Raw genomic sequence first — 22,471 nt, forward strand, 5'->3', positions numbered from 1 at the left:
CCCTGCCATGACCAGCTACAGCGACGACGTTAAGACCGAGGTGGAAACCGCCCGGGGTCTCCGGCTCAAGGAGAAGGCACCGAGCTATGACAAGATCGCGCTCGATCTCGAGGACTGGCAGCTGCGCCCGGCTTCCGACAGCGATGTCGTGGTCGAGATCCATGCCGCTGCGGTGAACCCGTCGGACGCAAAGGCGGCGACCGGGCTCATGCCCTACGCGGTCTTCCCGCGGACGCCGGGCCGTGACTACGCCGGCAAGGTCGTCGCCGGTCCGGACCGACTGCTCGGCAAGATGGTTTTCGGCTCCTCGGGGGATCTCGGCATCCGCCAGGACGGCTCTCATGCCACGCACATGGTCGTCGAGGCCGACGCGGTGGTCGAGCTGCCTGCCGGCCTCTCCGCGGCCGAGGCCGCCGGGATCGGCGTGCCCTTCGTCACCGCATGGGAAGGGCTGAAGCGCGCCGGCCTGCCCAAGGCGGGCGATACCGTGCTCATCCTGGGGCTGAACGGCAAGGTCGGGCAGGCGGCAGCACAGATCGCCACATGGCTCGGCGCCCGCGTTATTGGCACCGTGCGCCGCGACGAAGGCTATGAGGGGCATTCCAGCACCCCGGTCGAAGTCGTCGTCGCCGGCGAGGGCGCGGCCGAGCGCATCCGCGAACTGACCGGCGGCAAGGGTGCGGATATCGTCTTCAACACCGTGGGCGACCCGCTCTACGAACTCGGCCAGAAGTCGATGGCGGTCGGCGGCCGGGCGATCTTCATCGCGGTGATCGACCGCTTCGTGACCTTCGACATGCTGGCCTTCTACAAGGGCCGCCACACCTACGTCGGCATCGACACCATCTCGCTCGGCTCGGTCGCCTCGGGGGCGATTCTGCGCGAACTGGTCGAGGGGTTCGCCTCGGGCGCCCTGAAACCGTACCCCATCCACGACCGCGCCACCTATCCGCTGGACCGGGCCTACGACGCCTATCAGGCGGTGATGGGGTCGTCCCGCGATCGCGTCGTCCTGCTGCCGCGCGGCTGAGCGATGCATGTGACCCGCGCGGCCGAGGCGCCGGAATACATGGCACCCGGCCACTCCCAGATGACGATGCTGCGGCTTCAGGGGAAAGAGGCCGGGCCAGCCGACACGATGTGGCTGGCCCTCTCGACGATCGAGCCGGGTGGGGGCATCGCATTGTCCGCCTCGGGCGCCGAGAAGTTCTACGTGGTGGTCGAGGGCGAGATCGAGATCTCGAATGGAGCCGAAACCCACCATCTCGGCCGCTATGACTCCTGCCGCGTCGCCCCGGACGAGCCGCGCATGATCACCAACCCCGGGCCAGCGGTAGCCCGGTTGCTGCTGGCGATGGCGCAAGGCTAGCCACTCCGCCCGGGCATCGGGCGAAGGAAGAGGCCATGAACCCCGATCGGGTCCGTTGCTCAGGTAACGAGGCCGATCGCGGCGGACCCCCGCGCGACCCGCTCCGTCAACGCAGCAACCGGACGCGCGACCCGAGACGCACGGCCCGAAATGACCGGGTCGTGCGTTCCCTGGGCCTGCAGGCCCCGCGAAGGGCGGTCGGTGTGACGACGCGGATCCGCGAGCGCAGGCGTCCGCCGACCGTGGGGTCCCGGCCAGCTCCGGTGGTCCGGTCGCGGAAGGACGGCATGGCAAGAAGCCTCTGTCCGAGCGATGGCTTCTGCCGACTGGCCTGGAGGGCATCAAGGCCGCCCGCCAGCTCTGCGTCTCGCAGATGCCCTGTGGTCGATCACCACCGGGCGAACTCGGTGCCAGCCGTCAGCCACTTGCCCCAAGCTTCGAAAAGGCCGCGAGGAAGCGGTCGCGAAAGGCGTCCATTGGCCAGACGGGGGCATCCCGCGCCGGGGCCATGCCCTCCGTCCAGCCCCAGCCGTCGAGCCGGGCGAGGAGGTCGGGTGGACCGATCACGTGGACCGGCACGTCGCGGCCCCCCACGTCGCCAGAGACGAAGGCCGCCGGCTGGTGGTCGCCGAGCACCACGAGGAGCCTCGGCCGGGCAACTGGCCGGGTCGCGAGGGCGCCAACGGAGCGGAGGCTGTAGTCGAGCGCAAGGCGATACTGATCGCGCACCCGGTCCTCATTGCGCCAGACGACCTCCGGCGGCTCACCGGCGCGGAGCGCCATGGTATAGACGCGGCCGTCGCCGATCGCTTCCCACGGCAGCAGCGGCGGCAGCGGCGTCCACGGAGCGTGGGACGAGATGAGCGCGACGGCAGCCATCACCGGCGGCCGGTCCGGCGGCGAGAGCAGGTCGCGCTCCAGGACGGCGAGGGTGTACTCGTCCGGCATCGTCACCCAGCCGAACGGCTCGCCGCGATAGCCGAGATCGCGGGCGGCGAGAACCCGGTCGTATCCGAACCAGTCGGACTCCGGCCAGGCGAGGGTGATCGCCGGCATCACCGCCGCGGTCCGCCAGCCGGCCTTATGCCCGAGATGGAGCAGCGTGCGGCGCGGGCTGCCGAGGAGCGCGCGATATTTGCCCTCGCTGTCGATGGTCAGCCCCGAAAGCAGCGTCGCGTGCGCGAGCCAGCTCTGGCCGCCGACGATCGGCGAGGCGAGAAAACCCGAGCGGGCGGCGAGCCCCTGCCGGGCCAGCGCGGCGCCGATGTCATCGAGGGCTGCCATGACGGTCGGCGCGTAGAGCGGTGCCTCGATCGCCGAACGGCCGTAGGACTCGACGAAGACCACCAGAACGTCGATCCCGGCAAGCCCCGGCAGGAGCGCGCCCGGCGTCGCCCCGGCCCAGGGATCGCGGGCTGCCTCGGTGCGGAACGCCGCAAGCTCGGCGCGGGCATCGAGTGCCGCGCTGACATGCTCGACCGCCCAGCGGCTGGTCTTCGCCCCGCCCGGCAATCCGGCCGCACCGCTCATGTCGAGCGCGACGAGGCCGAGGCAGACGGCAGCGAGGAGCCCCGCTGCCAGCCGGCGCCCGACCGGGACACGATCAACGAGGCGGCCAGTCGCCCACCAGCAGAGGCCAGCCACGAGGACGAGCGCCGCGACGATCGCAAGCCCGGCGGCGAGCGCGGGCACCACCCCAAGCGCGCCTTCGGCAAGGCGCCAGGCGGCGACGAGGAGCGGGCCGTCGAGGACGGGGTTGAAGAGCCGCCGGAAGGCGATCCCGGTTCCGAGGTCGGCGAGCTTCAGGACGACACTCGCGGTGAGGACCAGCGTCACCGCGACGCGGGCCACTCTCGCGAGACGCTGCGGGCAGGCGGCCAGTCCGAGGAGCAACAGTGGCAGCTCAAGCGGGATGCCGGCCACGGCGGCACCAGTCAGGGCCCCGGGCTCCGCCGGCAGCGAGAGCACGAGCCAGAGGATCCCCGCCGCCGCGAGCCAGCCGGCGAACCCGCCCTGCCGATCGACATCAACCATCGGCGAGACGCGCGTAGACGTCGCCCGGACGGCCGCTCGCGGCCTGCGCTTCGAGCGCGGACAGGATGCCCTCGGCGCTGCACCAGTCTGGCAATGCAAAGACCGGCCGCTCGCCGGCCACGAGGTTGAAGCGGTAGCGGCCGAGGCTGGCCAGGCGGGCAACGCAGGCCTGCGCCACTGCCGGCGCCGCCGGCAGCACTTCGAACGCGACCCACGGCACCGGCCGCGTCAGCCCGGCCAGCACCTCCGCCTCGTGCCCCTCCACGTCGATCTTCACGAACCGCGGCACGCCGTGGGCGGCGATGAGCGCATCAAGGGTGACGACGGCGACCTCTTCCTCCGCATCCCAGCGCACGCGGGCAAAACCCGGCGCCGCCGCCATTCGGGCCGCGAAACCCGGCGCGAGCGACGAAACCGTCGGGTGCAGGCGGGACACCGCGAGCCGCGCGCTCCCCGCCCGGGCGCCCACTGCCGCCTCGACGAGGACAGCGCCCGGTGGCAGGTCACGGCGCAGGAAGTCGCGAAACAGCCCCTGCGGCTCGACCGCCACCACCCGCGCCCCGGCGGCGAGCAGCGCCCGCGTGCGGTTGCCCACATGGGCGCCGATGTCGAAGGCGAGATCACCGGGCCCGACGATGCCGCGATAGAACCGCGCAAGACGCGGGATCAGCCACGGCCGCGCCCGGTAGATGACGAGCGATCGCGCGAGCCCGATCCGGCTCAGGAGCGCCCCGGTCATCGCGCGCCGAGAAGCCAGACCACGTCCGCCGCGAAGGACGCGGTGAGGGCGGCGAGGGCGGCCGCCGCGAGAAGTGTCGAGACCGGCGGCCCCAGCGGCGGTGCGAGCAGAAGCGCCAGCACGGCGATCACCAGCGCACAGACCGCCCGGCGCCGGCCTGACGCGGGAAGTGGCGCGGCAAGCGTCGGGACGAGACGGCCGACACCGACGAAGGCGTAGCGCATGAGGCCGATGGCGAGCACCCACGGGCCGGCCTTGCCGAGACCGAGCGCGAGGGCGGAAAGCACGAGGATGAGGAGCGCGTCGACCTCCATGTCGAACCGCGCCCCGAACGCGGACTCCAGCTCCTGACGGCGGGCGAGCCAGCCGTCGACGCCGTCGAACGCGAGGATGACCGCCGCTGCGCCGAGCGCGGCCCACCCCGCCGCCGCGGAGGCCAGAAGCCCGGGGTCGAGCGCGAGGCCGGCGAAGACCGCCGTCGCCCCCGCGCGCGCCAGAGTGACGGCATTTCCAAGACCGAAGCGCGGATGAGGATGGAAGGCGCCGATCCGGTCCAGCATGACGGCGCTGACCGCGACGGCGACGAGGATCCCCGTGGCGGGCGCGAAACGCCCCTCGAACGGCAGCGCCGCGAGAACGGCCGCGGTGCCCGCGAGCACGAGCATCGAGGCGCAGGCGGCGACACGGACCACCGCCCCCGGCTGAAAGGTCGTGGGATCGAGCCGGGTCTGCGTCACACCCGCGCCTCCCGAGGGGTGCCGGCGGGCGGCATTCCTGCTACAGTCGGGTGGTCCCGCAGGCGGGAGGAAAAACAGTGCGGTACGGGCGCGTCTCCCGGCTCTTCCATTGGATCACCGTGCTTCTTGTCATGGTGATGATACCGGTCGGACTGACGATGATACAGGAGATCCCGCGCGGCGTGCAGGATCGCCTGTTCATCCTCCACAAGGGGCTTGGTCCGGTCGTGTTCATCGTCGTCGTGCTGCGTCTCGGCTGGCGCGCCTTCCACCCGGCGCCGCCGCTGCCCGCCGACTTGCCGTTGGTGCAGCGCCGGGCCGCGTCCGCAGTCCACGCCGGGCTCTACGTGTTCCTTCTGATCATGGCGATCAGCGGCTACGTCCGCGTCACCACCGGCGGCTTCCCGATCGAGGCGCTGAACGCCCTCGGCATTCCACCGCTCTTCGACAAGAACGAGGCGGTGGCGGCCGTGGCCAAGAGGGTCCACGCCACGGCGATCATCGGCCTTCTCGCCCTCATCGCGCTCCACGTCGCCGCCGCCACGTGGCACGGCGTGCAGCGCGACGGCATCGTCCGGCGGATGTGGCCACCGCTCTAGGCCCGGGTCGCAGGCCCGTCGGCGCGAGAGGTTCGCAAGGCTCGCCGGCCGCGGATGATCTCCATCACCGGCAGCTCGAACCAGCGGTACGACGCCCACGCAAGACCGACGGACGCGCCAACGCCGACAAGCAGGCCGAGGAATGACGTCCCCACGAACCGGGCGGTGATCTCCAGAATCGGATAGTGCAGCAGATAGAGTCCGTACGAAATATTTCCGAGAAACACGAAGAGCCGAGAATCCAGAACCGCAAGACCTGGCGATTCCACAAGTGCGCAGACGAAGAGCCCGCACACGATGAACCAGGTGACCGGATCGAGCCAGGTGGATGTATAGACATTCCCCGGTGCGACCGAGAGGTGCAATTGATCGCGTACGGCGGGAAGGTTCACGAAGAGCAGCGCCAGAAATACCAGACCGGCGGTTGCCGGAAGCCTTCCCTTCAGCTTCCTGATGCGAGGCAGAAACTCTGCCGCGACGACGCCGATAAAGAAGGCGAACCCGTATGTCGGGAGGATCGCGGGTTTGATCCGGTAGAGCCCCAGATAGATCACGGCGGGAACCATCACCATCGCGCCAACCAGAAAGATGGCCGGCCACCCCAGCTTCGGACGGAGCAGCCAGACGATGATGAAGACGGCATAGAACTGCACCTCGACCGGGATCGTCCACAGCTCCCGTGGCGCCTGGACGAAGAGGACGGCCTTGGCGATCGTCGCCGTGTCCCCGATCGGGAACGGGTAGCGAAAGTCCGGGTAGATGGAGTTCGAGATCACGATCGAGGCGAAGACCACCGAGAGGTACAACGGAACGACGCGGCCGACGCGCGCCCGGATGTAGGACGTGACATTCCGCTTGTCAGGCGCCCTGTCGAGGTAGAGGTGGGCCATCAGGAACCCGCTCAGCACGAAGAAGATCATCACCCCCACCTGACCGAAGCCGTAGCCCAGTGCCGATGGAAGCATCCCGACGATCGCGCTGTGCGACACGAGGACAATGCCAGCCGCCAGGCCCCGCAACCCGGTCAGAAGCGGAATCTGGTTGTCCTTCTGCTGCACTTCAGGGCTCTGAGACATCCTGCATCCCTCTTGACCAGATCGGTGCTCTGCTTCCGCTGGGGTCGCTTCGTGCGTCCCGGACGCAACGTTGATCACCCCCGCATGACATGTGCAATAATTCATGGTGATACGACGTGTTGCCGGCCACCATATCGTCCCGATGATCGCCACTGCTCCGGCCACCGTCTTCGAAGGCCACACGGGCAGATCGGCCCCGGCGAGCCTCTCCGCCGGAGTTCGCTGATCGGGCGTGTGTGAAGGATCCGCAGATCTTCATCTCGGCGCCTGCCGGATCGTGATCCCGCCGAACCCGGCCGCAGCGCCAGACCCTCCGACAAACGCTGCTTCGCAGTCCGCTACGCGAGACCGCTAGCGCAGATACGCCGCGATCCCGTCCCAGACGAGCTTCAGCGAGATGAGGAAGAGCGCGATCCGCACGATCTCGAAGAACACCTTCTCCGGCAGCAGGCGCGTCATGTACATGCCGGACACCGCGCCCACCATGGCGATCGGCATCAGGATTGCCGCACTCTCCACCGTCCCGAGGTTCATCTGGCCCAGCGCCCAGTAGGGTGGGATCTTCGCGAAATTGATGACGGCGAAAAGGATCGTCGAGGTGCCGGCGAAGACCATCTTCTCCAGCCGCTGCGGCAGGACGTAGACCTGAAACGGCGCGGCTCCCGAGTGGGCGACGAAGCTCGAGAACCCCGCGAGCGTTCCCCACGCCAGCCCGCGCGGCCAGTCCGCCGGCTTCGGCTCCGCTGGCACCCGCCGGAGCCAGCTCGACAGGCAGTAGAAGAGCCCGACAAAGCCCACAAAGAGCAGGACCGTCTCCTCCGAAACCGCCTCGGCGGCCATCCAGCCGATCAGCACGCCGAGCAGTCCCGCCGGGATCAGAATCTGCAGGTTCCGCGCGCTGAACTCCCGCCGGTAGAGCCAGAGCCCCACCACGTCGGAGGCCACGTAGATCGGCAGCAGGAGCCCCGCGGCGACGACCGGCGAAATCGTCAGTGCCATGAGCGGCACGGCGAGCGAGCCCACCGCCGGCAGACCGCCCTTCGAGAGCCCGACGATGAACGCGGCAAGCACCGCGACGACAAGATAGGCGAACGACTGGTCGAACAGGCCCAAGGCACGTCTCCTCACGCGGCCCCGGCCCGGCCGCGCGCCCGCCCTACGGCCTGAGTGCCGCCGAGGTCAACGGCCGTGCGCCGGCCCGTCCGCCGCAATGACGAAGTCGCGCTGCGCCTCGCGCACGATCTCACCGAGGAAGTCCGACACCGCCCGCACCCGGCCCACATCCCGCAGGTTCTCGTGCATCGCGGTCCAGTACGAGCGCATCGCCCGCGCCCCTGGCAGAACCGGAATGAGATCCGCCTCGTCAGCGGCGAGATAGTCGTGGAGCACCCCGATTCCGGCCCCGGCGCGCACGGCCGCGAGCTGCCCGATCGCGCTGGTGATCTCGACGCTTGACCGCCAGCTCCGAAGGAACTCCTGCGCGTAGTTGAGCGCGGGCGCCGCCACCAGATCCTCGACGTAGCCGACGAGCCGGTGCTCGCTGAGCCCGGCGAGGCTTTCCGGCAGCCCATTCGCGTCGGCATAGCCCCGCGAGGCGTAGAGCCCGAGGGTGTAGTCGGTGAGCCGCCGCGCCACCAACCGGCCCGCTTCCGGGCGGCCCACCATCACCGCGATGTCCGCCTCGCGCCGGGACAGCGAGAAGCCGCGCGGCGTCGGCACGAGCTGGACGGTCAGGTCCGGGTGCCGTGCCGCCAGCCGCGCCAGCCGCGAAGCGAGAAAGCCCACGCCGAAGCCGTCCGGCGCACCGACCCGCACCACGCCCGATACCGCGGCGTCGGCACCCTGAAGGTGCGCCTGCGACGCGAGAAGCTCCGCCTCGACCCGCTCCAGCGCCTCGACGAGTGCTGCCCCCGCATCGGTCAGCTCGCTGCCGTGCGTGCGCCGCACCAGCAGCTTCGCCCCCAGATCGTGCTCAAGCCCGGCGATGCGTCGGCTGAGCGTCGCCTGGTTCAGCCCGAGCGTCCGCGCCGCCGCCAGGATCTGCCCGGCCCGCGCCGCCGCAAGGAACAGCCGACAGTCATCCCAGTTAAGCCGGCTGAATGCGGTTTCTTGCATATCAGTTCCTGATTTCCGTCTGTTGATTGCGCTTTTCTACAATGCGATCTTCGGGGAGGCAAACTCGGGAGGAAGCATGATGACCGATCTCACGCACAACGTTGGCGGCAAGGCCGTCCCCGGAACGTCCGGCCGCTTCGCCGACGTCTTCAACCCGGCGACGGGCGTCGCGGAAAAGCGCGTGCCGCTCGCGACCACCGACGAGGTGAACGCGGTGGTGGCCGTCGCGAAGGCGGCATGGCCGGACTGGGCCAAGACCCCGCCACTCCGCCGCGCCCGCATCCTCGATCGCTTCAAGACCCTGCTCGTCGAGAACGCCGACAAGCTCGCCGAACTGATCTCGGCCGAGCATGGCAAGACCCATGACGACGCGCTCGGCGAAGTGACCCGCGGCCTCGAGGTCGTCGAGTTCGCCGTCGGCATCCCGCACCTGCTGAAGGGCGAAGTCACCGAGAACGTCGGCACCGGCGTCGACAGCCACTCGCTGCGCCAGCCGCTCGGGGTCGTCGCCGGCATCACGCCGTTCAACTTCCCCTGCATGGTGCCGATGTGGATGTTCCCCGTGGCACTCGCCTGCGGCAACACCTTCGTGCTGAAGCCCTCCGAGCGCGACCCCTCCGCTCCGCTCTTCATTGCCGAGCTGCTGCACGAAGCGGGGGTCCCCGCCGGCGTCTTCAACGTGGTGAACGGTGACAAGGAGGCGGTCGACGCCCTCCTCGACAATCCCGACGTCAAGGCGGTGAGCTTCGTCGGCTCCACGCCGATCGCCCGCTACATCTACTCCCGCGGCACCGCGAACGGGAAGCGGGTGCAGGCGCTCGGCGGCGCGAAGAACCACGCGATCATCATGCCGGACGCCGACATCGACATGGCGGTCGGCGCGCTGATGGGCGCGGCCTACGGCTCGGCCGGCGAGCGCTGCATGGCGATCTCGGTCGCCGTCCCGGTGGGCGAAGAGACCGCGAACCGCCTGATCGAGAAGCTCGTCCCGCAGATCGAGTCGCTGAAGATCGGGCCGAGCACCGACAGGGCCTCCGAGATGGGGCCGCTCGTCACCGCCCAGCACCTCGCCAAGGTCCGCGGCTACGTCGATCAGGGCGAGAAGGAGGGCGCGAAGGTCGTCGTCGACGGCCGCGGCTTCAAGGCACCGCAGGGCTACGAGAACGGCTACTTCATCGGCGGCACGCTGCTCGATGACGTGACCGCCGACATGTCCGTGTGGAAGGAAGAGATCTTCGGGCCGGTGCTCTCGGTCGTGCGCGCGAAGAACTATCAGGAGGCGGTCGATCTCGTTGGTCAGCACGAGTACGGCAACGGCGTCGCGGTCTTCACCCGCGATGGCGACTCGGCGCGGGCTTTCGCCCACGACATCGAGGTCGGCATGGTCGGCGTCAACGTGCCGATCCCGGTGCCGATGGCGTTCCACTCGTTCGGCGGCTGGAAGGCGTCGCTCTTCGGCGACCACCACATGCACGGGCCGGAGGGGGTGCGCTTCTACACCCGACTGAAGACGATCACGACGCGCTGGCCGACCGGCATGCGCTCCGAGGCCGAGTTCGTCATGCCGACAATGGGCTGACGCCCGGCGGGCGGGAGCGACATCGTGTCGCCCCCGCCCGCAATCTGCCGAGCTTCCCTCCGGCAACCATCTCGCGGCATCGCGAGGATCAGCGGTTTCCCCCAACCGCACCGGTCACGCAACTGACCAGCGCACCTGCCCATCCAGGGCCTCGCCAAACACCGGCGCAGGCAAGCCCGTTCGGCGGCCGCGCCGCGAACCGGCATTCGCGTTGACGCGAAGCCCCTCTGGCTTGCGCGAGCTCGCTGCACACCAAAGCTCGCTTCACGAGCGCCGGCTGTGACGCCGATGCGACAGCCAGATGCTTTCGTCTCATCCGGAGTGTGCAAAACATCACTGAGATCTGGCCAGTTCCGTGCCGCATCATGATATAGATCAAGGGCACGGTCGCGGGAATCGGCCATGCAAAGGCAAGCGTCCGGCGCGTCCTGGGGAGGGCGTCGGGGCGCGCGCGCCCCGGGGGGATTCCTTTCCGACCCCCCCGGGGCGCGTCAAGCCACCAGCCTCAGCCGATCGGCACGTGGCCTTGCCGGCCCGTCGGTCCGGTGAGGAGCCCAAGCGCACGGTTCATCGCTCCGGTCTCGCGCAGGGCGGCGACCTTCGCTGCAAGTGGCGCCCAGTCATCATTCGCGTCGACGGCCGACCAGATCGCCTCGACTTCCTCGATCACCATGGTCTCGGGCCGCCGACCTGCCGCCGGATGCGCCAGCGCCGCCGCAAGTCCCGGCATGGGCGGGAGCGCGCGCAGGCCCGCGACCACCTCGATCCAAGGGGCGGCCTCAAGGACCGGGCGGATCGGGCTCGCCGCCAGCCGCTCGGGCAGGCCGCCGCCGAGCAGGTCATGGAACACCTGCTGGAACGGCGGCGAACTCGCCTGCATCGCGCCCCAGAACGCATGCATCAGCGGCTGATCGTCGGAGTCGAGCCCGAGACGGGCGAAGGTCTGGCGCGCCAGTGCCGCCTGGAAGTGGCGGGGGAAGCTCTCGAAGACCGGCTCGATCGCCTCACGCGAGGCAATCGGGATCAGGCATTCGCCGAGCCGCGCAAGGTTCCATTGCAGGGCCTCCGGCTGACGGGCGAAGGCATAGAGACCGGACTGATCGAAATAGGCAGCGGTGAAGCCCGCGTCGAAGCGGTCGAGAAACCGCCACGGCCCGTAGTCGAAGCTCTCGCCGGTCAGGTTGATGTTGTCGGTGTTGAGCACGCCGTGGACGAAGCCGGCGGCGAACCACTCCGCGCCGAGCCGGGCGACGGCGCCGACGATCGCCTCGTAGAGCCCGCCGACGCCCGTCGCCTCGGGCCAGTAGTGCGTGATCGCATGATCCACGAGCGCGCGCATCTCGTCCCACTGCTGGTGGGCGGCGAGGCGCTGGAAGGTGCCAATGCGGATGTGCGAGTGCGAGAGCCGCACGAGGACAGACGAGCGGGTGGGCGACGGCTCGTCGCCGCGCTCCAGCGCCTCGCCGGTCTCCACCAGCGAGAAGGTCTTCGAGGTATAGACCCCCAACGCCTCCAGCATCTCGGTCGCGAGGATCTCGCGCACCCCGCCCTTCAGCGTCAGCCGGCCATCGGCGGTGCGGCTCCACGGCGTGAGACCCGACCCCTTGGTGCCGAAATCGAGCAGCCGGCCGTCCACGAGATCGCGCGCCTGCGCAAACAGGAACCCCCGCCCGTCACCGAGATCGGGGTTGTAGGACCGGAACTGGTGGCCGTGATAACGCAGCGCCAGCGGCTCAGGCAGGCTGCCCGGCAGCGGCTCGAACCGTCCGAAATGCCGGGTCCAGTCAGTGTCGGACAACGTGTCGAGCCCGACCCGCGCCGCCCAGCGATCGTTGCGGAACCGCAGGATCGTCTCGGGGAAGTCCGCCGGGCGAACCGGGTCATAGAACGCCGGGCCAAGGCGCGCGTGGATGGTCTCGGGATGAAAGCCCGAGGTCATCGGGCGCCCGCGCGCACGACCGTCGGACATGCCGGACGATCCTGGTTCGGGCCGTCGATATCACGGGAACTCACGGGGATCAGGTCTCCGGTCGCCGCGGCGGCGGCTCGTCCCGAGACCTAGGCCGCCCGCGCGGCCCCGTCCAGTGGCGTCCGGTGACCCGATGCCGCATCAGGTCAGCGCCGCCTCGCCCCTGTGGCCACGGGTCATGCGCTCGAGTGTGCCGTCGCGGCGGATCCGGGTATGGTAGAGCGCCATCGCCACATGCCCCACGATGAGCGCGAGCAGCGCCCAGCCCAGGAGCCCGTGCAGCGCGTTCGCCGGAGCCGTGAGCCAGGCGACGGCGGCCTCGCGGGGCGCCGCGAGCTGCACGCCGTAGACCGAGAAGCCGCGGGTGCCACCGACTGCGCGCAGGATGGCGAGACTCGGAACGGCGACCATCAGGCCATAGAGCGCGAGGTGCCCGGCCCGCGCCGCCCTTGCCATCGCAGGCGAACCCTCGGGTCGCGGCCGGCGGTGCAGGTTCGCCAGACCCCAGACACCCCGGACCAGCACGAGCAGCCAGAGGGTGAACCCGACGCTGTAGTGCGTCGACCAGAACAGCCGCTCGACGCCGGTGTCTTCGGCGAACACCCGGAGCAATGCACTCGCGAACTGCCAGAGGAAAAGTCCCGCCATGCCCCAATGGAGCGCGCGGGTGACGATGCCATAGCCTGCCGGGCTGTCCGGGAGATGCGATGCGGAGGCCATTGATGGTCCTTCGTAGTTTATGTTGCGTTGCAATACAGATGCGGCATTTCGCCGCAAGTGCAACGTGTCTGACGATGACAATCAGGCGAGCGTGCAGTCACCCCGGCTGCGTCTGGAACCGCGCGGCCAATCCCGAGCCGGGCAGTCAGGGACCCGCATCGGCGGCCGGAAGGCAGCGCCTGTCGAATTTCCGCGATCATGTGCTAGACTGCTGGTGGTGGACGAAACGCCTGCCTGCAACCCAGGGGTCAACGACCCGTCGAAGGAGAGCACCATGAGCGTCGCACGCGTGACCGAGATCACCTCGTCATCCAAGCAGAGCTTCGAGGACGCGATCAAGCAGGGCATCGACCGGGCCTGCAAGACCCTGAAGAACGTCCAGGGCGCATGGGTTCAGGAACAGACCATCACCATCGAGAACGATGCAATCGCCACCTACCGGGTGAACATGAAAGTGACGTTCGTGCTCGACGACTGACCGGCTGATTGGCGAGACGGAAGCGTCTCGCCAGTCCGCTCACCGCTCCGGAACCCGGATGCCCGCATTGGCGGGTGGGTGTGACGCTGGCGCGAATGCCGCATGGCTCGGATGTCGTCTTCTGTGTGCGCCGGTCTCACGCCAGTCGCAGCATCATCGTCGCAAAGACCGTGCCGGCGTTGATGGCGTAGGCATCCCCGTCGTAGTCGGCATGCAGGATGCCGACGAGCACCCCGTCGCCGGTGATGATCGGCGCCCCGGAGTCGCCCTCGGTCGAGAACCCCGCCGTGGTGTCGTTTCCCGAATTCGTCTTGTCGAACGAGATATAGATCAGATCCTTGAACACCATGTCCCCGGTGTTGGTCGTGGTGTTCACGTCGATGATCGTCCCGTACGTCCTGCCGGTGCTCCGGCCGTGCTTCACGACCTTCATGCCGGGAACCGGCGCCGCGATGCTCTTGATGGCTCCGATCTTCCAGGCGTAGTTGCGGAAGTCCACGTCGCTGTCGAGCAGCGCGGTTCCGGCGTCGAGCGTGCCATCGTAGTGCACCTCGTCCACCGTGGCGATGCGGTTGATCCACCCCACGGGAGCCGGCTGATAGACCACGTCATCGACTGGCGTGATACCATCCTTCTTCTTGTTGGGGCTGAGGACGTGGCCGGCGGTCAGCAGGTAGACCGGATCGTCGGCCTCGACGACGCCGTTGCGCGGGTATTTCCGCACGAAGCAGGTGATCGTCCCATACGCCTGATGAATGGCGAGCGCCGTCACACGCGCGATCTGGATCCCTGCCGCGACCGGACGCTCCTTCCAGACATAAGGCCCAGACATCCGCGTCTTCTCCCGAAAGAGGGAATGTGCAGTTCGTCATTGTCGGCCTTTCCAGCGCGGAAGGCAAGCGGCATCGGGTGGGACGCTTGCTCAGCTTTCGCCGCTGTGTCTGCGCCTCATACTCACTGCGGAAGGCCGCGAGAGATCGAACCCCGTGGCGGGCGACCAGAACGTCCACCAGTTGGCACCCATTCTGACTGCCGGGTTCCTCCCCGACGACGAAGATGTTCGCTTGGCCAGGGGAAGCCGTCGCAGACGAACGGCCGGTCGTGGCAGGGCCGGCCGTTCAGTCCTTCAAGGCGGTCGTCCAGTCCAGTCTTACCGCGCGAACTTCTTGTACTTGATCCGCTTCGGCTCCACGGCATCCGGGCCGAGGCGGCGGATCTTGTCGGCCTCGTAGTCCTCGAAGTTGCCCTCGAACCACTCGACGTGGGCGTCGCCCTCGAAGGCCAGCATGTGGGTGCAGATGCGGTCGAGGAAGAAGCGGTCGTGGCTGATGACGACGGCGCAGCCGGCGAAGTCCACCAGCGCGTCTTCCAGCGCGCGCAGGGTCTCGACGTCGAGGTCGTTCGTCGGCTCGTCGAGGAGCAGCACGTTGCCGCCCGCGCGCAGGAGCTTCGCGAGGTGGACGCGGTTGCGCTCACCGCCCGAGAGGAGGCCCACCTTCTTCTGCTGGTCGGTGCCCTTGAAGTTGAAGGCCGAGCAGTAGGCGCGGGAGTTCATCTCGGCGTCGCCGAGCTTCACCACGTCGAGGCCGTCGGAGATTTCCTCCCACACGGTCTTCGATGCATCGAGCGCGTCGCGGGACTGGTCGACGTAGGAAAGCTCGACGCTCTCGCCATATTCGATCGTGCCGGAGTCGGGCTGCTCCTGCCCGGTCAGCATGCGGAAGAGCGTGGTCTTGCCGGCGCCGTTCGGGCCGATGACGCCGACGATGCCGCCCGGCGGCAGCGAGAACGACAGATCGGAGATGAGCTCGCGATCGCCGTAATGCTTCTCGATCCCCGTCACCGTGATCACGTTCTGCCCGAGGCGCGGGCCGTTCGGGATGACGATCTGGGCGGTCGTGATCTTCTCGCGCTCCGACTTCGAGGCGAGCTCGTTGTAGGCGTTGATGCGCGCCTTCTGCTTGGTCTGCCGGGCCTTCGCGCCCTGACGGATCCACTCGAGCTCGCGCTGGAGCGTCTTCTGGCGTGCCTTGTCCTCGCGGGCTTCCTGCTCGAGGCGCTTCGCCTTCTGTTCGAGCCACGCCGAGTAATTGCCCTCGTAGGGGATGCCCCGGCCGCGGTCGAGTTCGAGGATCCAGCCGGTGATGTCGTCGAGGAAATAGCGGTCGTGGGTGACGATCAGGATCGTGCCCTTGTACTCGATCAGGTGCTTCTGCAGCCACGCGATCGTCTCGGCGTCGAGGTGGTTCGTCGGCTCGTCGAGGAGGAGCACGTCGGGGTTTTCGAGCAGGAGCTTGCAGAGCGCCACCCGGCGCTTCTCGCCGCCCGAGAGCTGGTCGACGGACGCATCGTCCGGCGGGCAGCGCAGCGCCTCCATGGCGACGTCGACCTGAGAGTCGAGATCCCAGAGGTTCTGCGCGTCGATCTGGTCCTGGAGGGTGGTCATCTCCTCCATCAGCTCGTCCGAGTAGTCCTCGGCGACCTTCATCGCGACCTCGTTGTAGCGATCGAGCAGGGCGCGCTTCGCCGCGACGCCTTCCATGACGTTGCCGCGCACGTCGAGGGAGCCATCGAGCTCGGGCTCCTGCGGCAGGTAGCCGACGGTGACCCCCTTCGCCGCCCACGCCTCGCCCTGGAAATCCTTGTCGGTGCCGGCCATGATGCGCAGCAGCGACGACTTGCCGGCGCCGTTGACGCCGACGACGCCGATCTTCACGCCCGGCAGGAACGACAGGCGAATGTTCTCGAAGACCTTCTTGCCGCCGGCATAGGCCTTGGAGAGGCCGTCCATGTGGAAGACATACTGCGGGGTCGCCATGGGAGTCGCCTCTCGGATCTCGGGTTGGCGCGGGATTTAGGCGGTCTCGCGCCGGAAGGCAAACCCGCTCAGGCGAGACCCGGCAACAGCGCCTTCACGCCGGCCGCGAGCATGCTCATGCTGATGGCGAGCAGGATCATTCCCATCAGGCGGGAGATGATGACTCGCAAGGTTGCCGAGAGGTGCTCGCCGATCGATGCGGCGAAGTAGAGCACGACGCCGAGGATCGCCACGATTGCAACCACCACCCCGGCAAACGTCACGTAGTCGGCCGAGCTGCGCGCCCCCTGAAGGAAGACGAGAAGCGTGGTGATCGTGCCCGGACCGATGACCATCGGGAAGGTGAGCGGGTAGAACGCGACCGCGTCGATGCGGGTCGGCTCGACGGTCTCGGATTTGCCGCCCTCGTGCGCCGGGTTGCCGGCGCCGTTCAGCATGTTGAGGGCGATGATCGCGAGCACGAGGCCGCCGGCGATGCGGAAATCGTCGATGCCCACCCCGAAGAAGGCGAGGATGTGCGAGCCGGCGAGGCCGACCGCGGCGCACATGACGAGCGTGTAGAAGGTGACCGCCAGTGCCGTGCGGCGCTGGTCGTGGACACTGAACCGGTCGGTCAGCGACAGGAAGAGCGGCAGGACCATGAGCGGGTTCATGATCGCGAAGAGCGCGCCGAAGAAGCGCAGGCCGAAGGTCGGGTCCATGGGTCGTCTTCTCCGCCGGGCTCACCACAGCTTGGCGAGGACCGCCGCGTGGGTCAACCCGGGGTTGGGCGACGGGGCGTAGCAGTCCCGCGTCAGGCGCGGATCAGCACCACGCCGAGAATGAGGAAGCCCGCGCCGAGCAGGCGGAGCGGGCTCGCGTGCTGCTCGGCGAGGCCGAGAATGCCGAAGTGGTCGAAGATGAGCGAGCCAAGCATCTGGCCGACAACGATGAGCGCGAGCACCGTCGCGGCGCCGAAGCGCGGCACCATGAGCACGCCGATTGCGATGAAGATCGCGCCGAAGACGCCCCCCGTCCACGAGAACCACGACCCGTTGGCGGACGGCACCGGCAGGCGCGGGCCCTCCATCACCAGCGCGGCGAGGGTGATTGCGATGAGGCCGCCGAGATAGCTGACGACGCCCGCCCACCAGGGCGAGCCGATTTCGGCGCGAAGATTGGAGTTCAGCACCTGTTGCAGGGCAATGCTGACCCCGGCACCGATGACCAGCAGATAGGCGAGGAGATTCGGCATCGGATCAGCGCTCCGGGAACGGCGCGGAGGGGTCGAGGCGGAAGATCTTGCCCGGGTTCATGATGTTCAGCGGGTCGAGGGCGCGCTTGATCGCCCGCATCACCTCGATGCCCGGCCCGTGCTCGGCCTCGAGGTGGCGCATCTTGCCCGAGCCGACCCCATGCTCGCCGGTGCAGGTGCCGCCCATGGCGAGCGCGCGCATGACCACCTTGTCGTTCACCTCCTCCGCCGCCGCCATCTCGCCCGGATCGTTCACGTCGACGAGAAAGCTCAGGTGAAAGTTGCCGTCGCCCACATGGCCGACGATCGGCGCGGTCAGCCCGGCTGCCTCGGCGTCGGCACGGGCCGCGAGCACCGCCTCGGCGAGGCGCGAGATCGGCACGCAGACGTCCGTCGCCTTCATCTCGGACCCCGGGCGCAGCATCTTCGTCGCCCAGAGCACATCGTGGCGCGCCTGCCAGAGGCGGTTGCGGTCCTCGGGCCGGGTGGACCAGCGGAAGACGCCCGCGCCGAACCCGTCGGCGATCTCCTCCACCATTCGCGCCTGCTCCTCGACCCCGGCGGGCGTGCCGATGAACTCGAAGAAGAGGGTCGGTTGCTCCGGGTAGTCGAGTTTCGAATAGGCGTTCACCGCCTTCATCTGCAGCGCGTCGAGCAGCTCGATGCGCGAGACCGGCACGCCCGACTGGATCGTCGTGATCACCGTATCCACGGCGCCTTCCAGCGTCTCGAACGAGGCAACGGCGGCGGAGATCGCCTCGGGCACGCCGTGCAGGCGAAGCTGGACCTCGGTGATGATGCCGAGGGTGCCTTCCGATCCGACGTAGAGCCGGGTGAGATCGTAGCCGGCGGAGGACTTCCGCGCGCGGGTGCCGGTGCGGATCACCTCGCCCGAGGGCGTGACGACGGTCAGCCCGAGGACGTTCTCGCGCATGGTGCCGTAGCGCACGGCGTTGGTGCCGCTGGCGCGCGTCGCCGCCATGCCGCCGATCGAGGCGTCAGCGCCGGGATCGATCGGGAAGAACAGCCCGAGGTCGCGCAGATGCGCGTTCAGCGCCTTTCGGGTAACGCCCGCCTCGACGCGCACGTCCATGTCACCGTCGTTCACCTCGATGATCCGGGCCATGCCGGAGAGATCGACGGTAATGCCGCCCTCGAGTGCGGCGATATGTCCCTCAAGCGAGGTGCCGGTGCCATAGGGCACGATCGGCACGCCCGCGCGGGCGCAGACCCTGACGATCTCCGCCACTTCCTCGGTGGTGCGGGGGAAGGCGACCGCATCCGGCGCGTGGCCGGCGTGATAGGTCAGGTCCTTGCCATGCTGCTCGCGCACCGCCAGCGCCGTCGTCAGCCGGTCGCCGAGGAGGAGCCGGAGCTCGGCGAGCGCCGGCGCCAGATCGGTGCGGCTGAAGGCATGGGCAACTGTCATGGGCGAGACTCCGGCTCGGCTGACGGGCCGTCAGGATGCCCCAAGCTGACGCCGGGGTGAACACGCGAAAGTACGCGGGTTGCGGTAGCCCCTTCCCCCCTCTATCGTCCTCGGCAAAACGAAAGAAAACGATCAGGGAGGGGACCGCAGCCCATGGCATCGGTCACGATAAGCGATCTCCGCAAGTCTTTCGGAACCGTGGAAGTGCTTCACGGCGTATCCATCGACATCGAGGACGGCGAGTTCGCCGTGCTCGTCGGCCCTTCGGGATGTGGCAAGTCAACACTGCTCCGGATGCTCGCGGGCCTCGAGCATGTGACCTCGGGCGAGATCCGCATCGGGTCGGAGGTGGTGAACGAACTGCCGCCCAAGGACCGGGACATCGCCATGGTGTTCCAGAACTACGCGCTCTATCCGCACATGACGGTGGCGGAGAACATGGCGTTCTCTCTGAGCCTCAAGGGTGCGCCCAAGGCCGAAATCGCCGAGAAGGTGCGGCCAGCGGCCGAGATCCTCGGCCTCGCGAAGCTCCTTGACCGCTACCCGCGCCAGCTCTCCGGCGGCCAGCGCCAGCGTGTCGCCATGGGCCGCGCCATCGTGCGCGACCCGCAGGTGTTCCTCTTCGACGAGCCGCTCTCGAACCTCGACGCAAAGCTGCGTGTCTCCATGCGCACCGAGATCAAGAACCTGCATCAGCGGCTCTCCACGACCACGGTCTACGTCACGCACGACCAGATCGAGGCGATGACCATGGCCGACAAGATCGTCGTCATGCACGACGGCCGCGTCGAGCAGATCGGCGCACCGCTCGAGCTCTACGACCGGCCGGCGAACCTCTTCGTGGCAGGCTTCATCGGCTCCCCGGCGATGAACCTGCTGCCCGGACGTGTCGATGGCGGCCGTTTCGTCGGCGATGGCGGCGTGTCGCTGCCCCTGCCGCCGCCGGCGCCGGGTGCGAGCGCCGGGGCAGGCATGATCTACGGGCTGCGGCCCGAGTCCATGAGCCTCGGCGGCGACATCCCGTTCCGGGTCGAGGTGGTGGAGCCGACCGGCTCGGAGACCCACGTGATGGGCAGCGTCGGCGGCGTCCCGGTGGTCGGCGTCTTCCGCGAGCGGATCGCCGCACGTCCGGGCGAAGAGATCCACGTCGGGATCGACGTCGGCGCCACGCATCTCTTCGACGCGGGATCGGGGATGCGACTCTCTGCCTGAGCACGGCGCCGGCGGAACGCGGGGCCGCCCGGCGCGCTGAAGAACGAACCTCGCGACGTTTCTTGGGGAGGAGACTCGAAATGGTTGACATCACACGCAGACACCTGATGGCAGGTGCCGCCGGCCTCGCCGCGGCGTCCGCGCTCGGCGGTCGCGCCTTCGCGCAGGCGGCGGCGCCCACCTACACGCCCGAGAGCGGCGCAGAACTCCGGCTCCTGCGCTGGGTGCCGTTCGTGAAGGGCGAAGAGGCGGCGTGGAACGCCAACTCGCAGGCCTTCACCGAGGCCACCGGCGTCAAGGTCACGATCGACCAGGAGAGCTGGGAAGACGTCCGCCCGAAGGCGGCGGTCGCCGCGAACGTCGGCTCCGGCCCCGACATGGTGATGAGCTGGTTCGACGACCCGTTCCAGTATCCCGACAAGCTCATCCCGGTGACCGAACTCGCGAACGCCATCGGGGAGGCGAACGGCGGCTGGTACGACGGCCCGCGCGGCTACGCGGTGAAGGACGGCGAGTTCATCGCCATGCCGCTCTGCGCCATCGGCAACGCCATCTGCTACCGCGACAGCCATATGAAGGCCGCGGGCTTCAGCGAGTTCCCGACGGACTCGGCGGGCTTCCTCGAACTCTGCAAGGCGCTCCACGGCAAGGGCACGCCGGCGGGCTTCCCGCACGGCAAGGCCGTCGGCGACGGCAACAACTATGCCCACTGGCTGCTCTGGTCGAATGACGGCGAGATGGTCGACGAGCAGAGCAAGGTGGCGATCGACAGCGAGGCGACCCGCAAGGCCATCGCCTACGCCCAGGAACTCTACAAGACGTTCATCCCCGGCACCGAGAGCTGGCTCGACATCAACAACAACCGCGCCTTCCTCGCCGGGCAGGTGTCGCTCACCGCGAACGGCGTCTCGCTCTACTACGCGGCGAAGAACGACCCGGCGATGGCAGAGATCGCCGAGGACATCCGCACTCACGTCCTGCCGATCGGCCCGGTCGGAAAGTCGGTCGAGCTGCACCAGACCACGTCGCTCTCGATCTTCAAGCACACGAAGTACCCCGAGGCGGCGATGGCGTACCTCCAGTGGATGTACGAGGCTGACCGGATGAACGCCTGGATCGAAGGGGCGAGCGCCTATTGCTGCCCGGCGCTCAAGGGCTTCGCCGACAATCCGGTCTGGACCTCGAACCCGATCCACGCGCCCTACGCCAAGGCGTCCGAGAGCCTGCGGCCGAACGGCTATGCCGGCCCCCTCGGCCCGGCGTCGGCCGGCGTCATGGCCGACTACGTGCTGGTCGACATGTTCGCCGAGGCCGTGACCGGCGCATCGGCCGATGACGCCATCCGCGGCGCCGCGCGCCGCGCGGGCCGCTACTACAGCTGAGCCGACATGGCCGGCGGGACGCCCCCGCCGGCCACCGCTCCCGGGGAGAGACGTATGGCGCGAGCACGGCGCGGGGGACCGCTCGTCTGGCTGACCGAGAGCCGCAACGGCCTCGGGCTTATCTTCATGCTGCCAGCGGCAGTGTTCCTGATCTGCTTTCTCACCTACCCGCTGGGTCTCGGGGTCTGGCTCGCGTTCACCGACACGAAGATCGGCCGGGCCGGCATCTTCATCGGGCTCGAGAACTTCACCTGGCTGTCCGAGGACCGGGTGTTCTGGCTCTCGGTCTTCAATACCTTCTTCTACACGCTCATCGCGTCGGTGCTGAAGTTCGCGCTCGGCCTCTGGCTCGCGCTCATCCTGAACGAGAACCTGCCGTTCAAGAACTTCTTCCGGGCGGTGATCCTGCTGCCGTGGGTGGTCCCGACGGTGCTCTCGGCGCTGGCGTTCTGGTGGATATTCGACAGCCAGTTCTCGATCATCTCGTGGGTGCTGATGAAGTGGGGCATGATCGACGCGCCGATCAACTTCCTCGGCGAGCCGTGGAACGCGCGTTTCTCGGTGATCGCCGCCAACGTCTGGCGCGGCATCCCGTTCGTCGCGATCTCGCTCCTCGCCGGGCTCCAGACCATCCCGCAGTCGCTGAACGAAGCCGCGGCGCTCGACGGGGCGACCTCGTGGCAGCGGTTCCGGCGCATCACGCTGCCGCTGCTCACGCCGATCATCGCGGTCGTGATGACCTTCTCGGTGCTCTTCACCTTCACCGACTTCCAGCTCATCTACGTGCTGACCCGGGGCGGCCCGGTGAACGCAACCCACCTGATGGCAACCCTCAGCTTCCAGCGGGCGATCCCCGGGGGGCAGCTTGGCGAGGGCGCGGCGATCGCGGTCGCGATGATCCCGTTCCTGCTCGCGGCCATCCTCTTCTCGTTCTTCGGCCTGCAACGGCGCCGCTGGCAGCAGGGCGGCGGAGACTGAAAG

General features: G+C 68.5%; 21 protein-coding genes. 8 read left to right on the forward strand and 13 right to left on the reverse strand.

Annotated features, from left to right (window positions below; translation table 11 throughout):
* The first annotated feature begins 7 nt into the window (after positions 1 to 7).
* Together HNP73_RS17860 and HNP73_RS17865 are read left to right on the forward strand one after the other, a co-directional pair.
* Positions 8 to 1,030, forward strand: coding sequence for a quinone oxidoreductase family protein (locus HNP73_RS17860; RefSeq protein WP_184153033.1), 1,023 nt, complete (start codon positions 8 to 10; stop codon positions 1,028 to 1,030).
* Between the two features lie 3 nt (positions 1,031 to 1,033).
* A complete protein-coding gene (locus HNP73_RS17865) occupies positions 1,034 to 1,369 on the forward strand; it encodes a cupin domain-containing protein (protein ID WP_184153036.1) in 336 nt (111 codons plus the stop codon).
* A 417-nt stretch (positions 1,370 to 1,786) separates the two neighbouring features.
* Here the strand turns inward: HNP73_RS17865 and HNP73_RS17870 are convergent, their stop codons facing one another.
* The 3 genes from HNP73_RS17870 to HNP73_RS17880 are packed head-to-tail and all read right to left on the reverse strand — an operon-like array spanning position 1,787 to position 4,879.
* Positions 1,787 to 3,403 (reverse strand): alkaline phosphatase family protein, encoded by a 1,617-nt coding sequence (locus HNP73_RS17870; protein ID WP_184153040.1) that lies wholly within the window; start codon positions 3,401 to 3,403, stop codon positions 1,787 to 1,789.
* Complete coding sequence (locus HNP73_RS17875; RefSeq protein WP_184153043.1) at positions 3,396 to 4,142, reverse strand: FkbM family methyltransferase; 747 nt, start codon at positions 4,140 to 4,142, stop codon at positions 3,396 to 3,398. The genes HNP73_RS17870 and HNP73_RS17875 overlap by 8 nt, the downstream gene beginning before the upstream one ends.
* Complete coding sequence (locus tag HNP73_RS17880) at positions 4,139 to 4,879, reverse strand: CDP-alcohol phosphatidyltransferase family protein (protein ID WP_221288816.1); 741 nt, start codon at positions 4,877 to 4,879, stop codon at positions 4,139 to 4,141. Before HNP73_RS17880 ends, HNP73_RS17875 begins: the two co-directional genes overlap by 4 nt.
* Positions 4,880 to 4,956: 77 nt before the next feature.
* Here HNP73_RS17880 and HNP73_RS17885 point away from each other — a divergent pair, with 77 nt between their 5' ends.
* A complete protein-coding gene (locus tag HNP73_RS17885; protein ID WP_184153046.1) occupies positions 4,957 to 5,478 on the forward strand; it encodes a cytochrome b/b6 domain-containing protein in 522 nt (173 codons plus the stop codon).
* Here the strand turns inward: HNP73_RS17885 and HNP73_RS17890 are convergent.
* From HNP73_RS17890 to HNP73_RS17900, 3 genes are all read right to left on the reverse strand, one after another.
* Positions 5,475 to 6,536 carry an acyltransferase family protein gene (locus HNP73_RS17890; RefSeq protein ID WP_184153049.1) on the reverse strand — a complete coding sequence of 354 codons (1,062 nt, stop codon included), beginning with the start codon at positions 6,534 to 6,536 and terminating at the stop codon, positions 5,475 to 5,477. The genes HNP73_RS17885 and HNP73_RS17890 overlap by 4 nt on opposite strands.
* Positions 6,537 to 6,905: 369 nt before the next feature.
* Positions 6,906 to 7,667 (reverse strand): sulfite exporter TauE/SafE family protein, encoded by a 762-nt coding sequence (locus HNP73_RS17895; RefSeq protein WP_246399939.1) that lies wholly within the window; start codon positions 7,665 to 7,667, stop codon positions 6,906 to 6,908.
* Between the two features lie 66 nt (positions 7,668 to 7,733).
* Complete coding sequence (locus HNP73_RS17900) at positions 7,734 to 8,669, reverse strand: LysR family transcriptional regulator (RefSeq protein ID WP_184153052.1); 936 nt, start codon at positions 8,667 to 8,669, stop codon at positions 7,734 to 7,736.
* A gap of 79 nt (positions 8,670 to 8,748) precedes the next feature.
* Here HNP73_RS17900 and HNP73_RS17905 point away from each other — a divergent pair, with 79 nt between their 5' ends.
* Positions 8,749 to 10,248, forward strand: coding sequence for a CoA-acylating methylmalonate-semialdehyde dehydrogenase (locus HNP73_RS17905; RefSeq protein WP_221288817.1), 1,500 nt, complete (start codon positions 8,749 to 8,751; stop codon positions 10,246 to 10,248).
* A gap of 505 nt (positions 10,249 to 10,753) precedes the next feature.
* On the opposite strand, the gene HNP73_RS17910 is transcribed toward HNP73_RS17905, so the two are convergent.
* Positions 10,754 to 12,217 (reverse strand): protein adenylyltransferase SelO family protein, encoded by a 1,464-nt coding sequence (locus HNP73_RS17910; RefSeq protein ID WP_221288818.1) that lies wholly within the window; start codon positions 12,215 to 12,217, stop codon positions 10,754 to 10,756.
* Positions 12,218 to 12,358: 141 nt separating this feature from the next.
* The gene (locus HNP73_RS17915) at positions 12,359 to 12,937 is read right to left on the reverse strand and encodes a cytochrome b (RefSeq protein ID WP_184153058.1); all 579 of its coding nucleotides are present in this window, start codon (positions 12,935 to 12,937) and stop codon (positions 12,359 to 12,361) included.
* A gap of 274 nt (positions 12,938 to 13,211) precedes the next feature.
* Between HNP73_RS17915 and HNP73_RS17920 the strand changes: the two genes are divergently transcribed.
* Positions 13,212 to 13,415, forward strand: coding sequence for a dodecin family protein (locus HNP73_RS17920; protein ID WP_184153061.1), 204 nt, complete (start codon positions 13,212 to 13,214; stop codon positions 13,413 to 13,415).
* Between the two features lie 136 nt (positions 13,416 to 13,551).
* On the opposite strand, the gene HNP73_RS17925 is transcribed toward HNP73_RS17920, so the two are convergent.
* From HNP73_RS17925 to HNP73_RS17945, 5 genes are all read right to left on the reverse strand, one after another.
* On the reverse strand, positions 13,552 to 14,247 hold the full coding sequence (locus tag HNP73_RS17925; RefSeq protein WP_184153064.1) for a chymotrypsin family serine protease: 696 nt from the start codon (positions 14,245 to 14,247) through the stop codon (positions 13,552 to 13,554).
* A gap of 318 nt (positions 14,248 to 14,565) precedes the next feature.
* Positions 14,566 to 16,233 carry an energy-dependent translational throttle protein EttA gene (gene ettA / locus HNP73_RS17930; protein WP_184153068.1) on the reverse strand — a complete coding sequence of 556 codons (1,668 nt, stop codon included), beginning with the start codon at positions 16,231 to 16,233 and terminating at the stop codon, positions 14,566 to 14,568.
* Positions 16,234 to 16,301: 68 nt separating this feature from the next.
* Positions 16,302 to 16,934: a MarC family protein gene (locus tag HNP73_RS17935; protein ID WP_184153071.1), complete on the reverse strand. Its 633-nt coding sequence runs from the start codon at positions 16,932 to 16,934 to the stop codon at positions 16,302 to 16,304.
* 92 nt (positions 16,935 to 17,026) lie between these two features.
* A complete protein-coding gene (locus HNP73_RS17940; protein ID WP_184153074.1) occupies positions 17,027 to 17,467 on the reverse strand; it encodes a DMT family transporter in 441 nt (146 codons plus the stop codon).
* A gap of 4 nt (positions 17,468 to 17,471) precedes the next feature.
* The gene (locus HNP73_RS17945; RefSeq protein ID WP_184153077.1) at positions 17,472 to 18,896 is read right to left on the reverse strand and encodes an FAD-binding oxidoreductase; all 1,425 of its coding nucleotides are present in this window, start codon (positions 18,894 to 18,896) and stop codon (positions 17,472 to 17,474) included.
* Between the two features lie 153 nt (positions 18,897 to 19,049).
* Between HNP73_RS17945 and HNP73_RS17950 the strand changes: the two genes are divergently transcribed.
* From HNP73_RS17950 to HNP73_RS17960, 3 genes are all read left to right on the forward strand, one after another.
* The gene (locus HNP73_RS17950; RefSeq protein WP_184153080.1) at positions 19,050 to 20,108 is read left to right on the forward strand and encodes an ABC transporter ATP-binding protein; all 1,059 of its coding nucleotides are present in this window, start codon (positions 19,050 to 19,052) and stop codon (positions 20,106 to 20,108) included.
* 80 nt (positions 20,109 to 20,188) lie between these two features.
* Positions 20,189 to 21,490, forward strand: a complete 1,302-nt coding sequence (locus tag HNP73_RS17955; protein WP_184153083.1) for an ABC transporter substrate-binding protein — start codon at positions 20,189 to 20,191, stop codon at positions 21,488 to 21,490.
* Between the two features lie 54 nt (positions 21,491 to 21,544).
* Positions 21,545 to 22,468, forward strand: a complete 924-nt coding sequence (locus HNP73_RS17960) for a carbohydrate ABC transporter permease (RefSeq protein ID WP_184153086.1) — start codon at positions 21,545 to 21,547, stop codon at positions 22,466 to 22,468.
* The last annotated feature ends 3 nt before the right edge of the window (positions 22,469 to 22,471 follow it).

This window comes from Amaricoccus macauensis, assembly GCF_014201905.1.
Classification (GTDB): domain Bacteria; phylum Pseudomonadota; class Alphaproteobacteria; order Rhodobacterales; family Rhodobacteraceae; genus Amaricoccus; species Amaricoccus macauensis.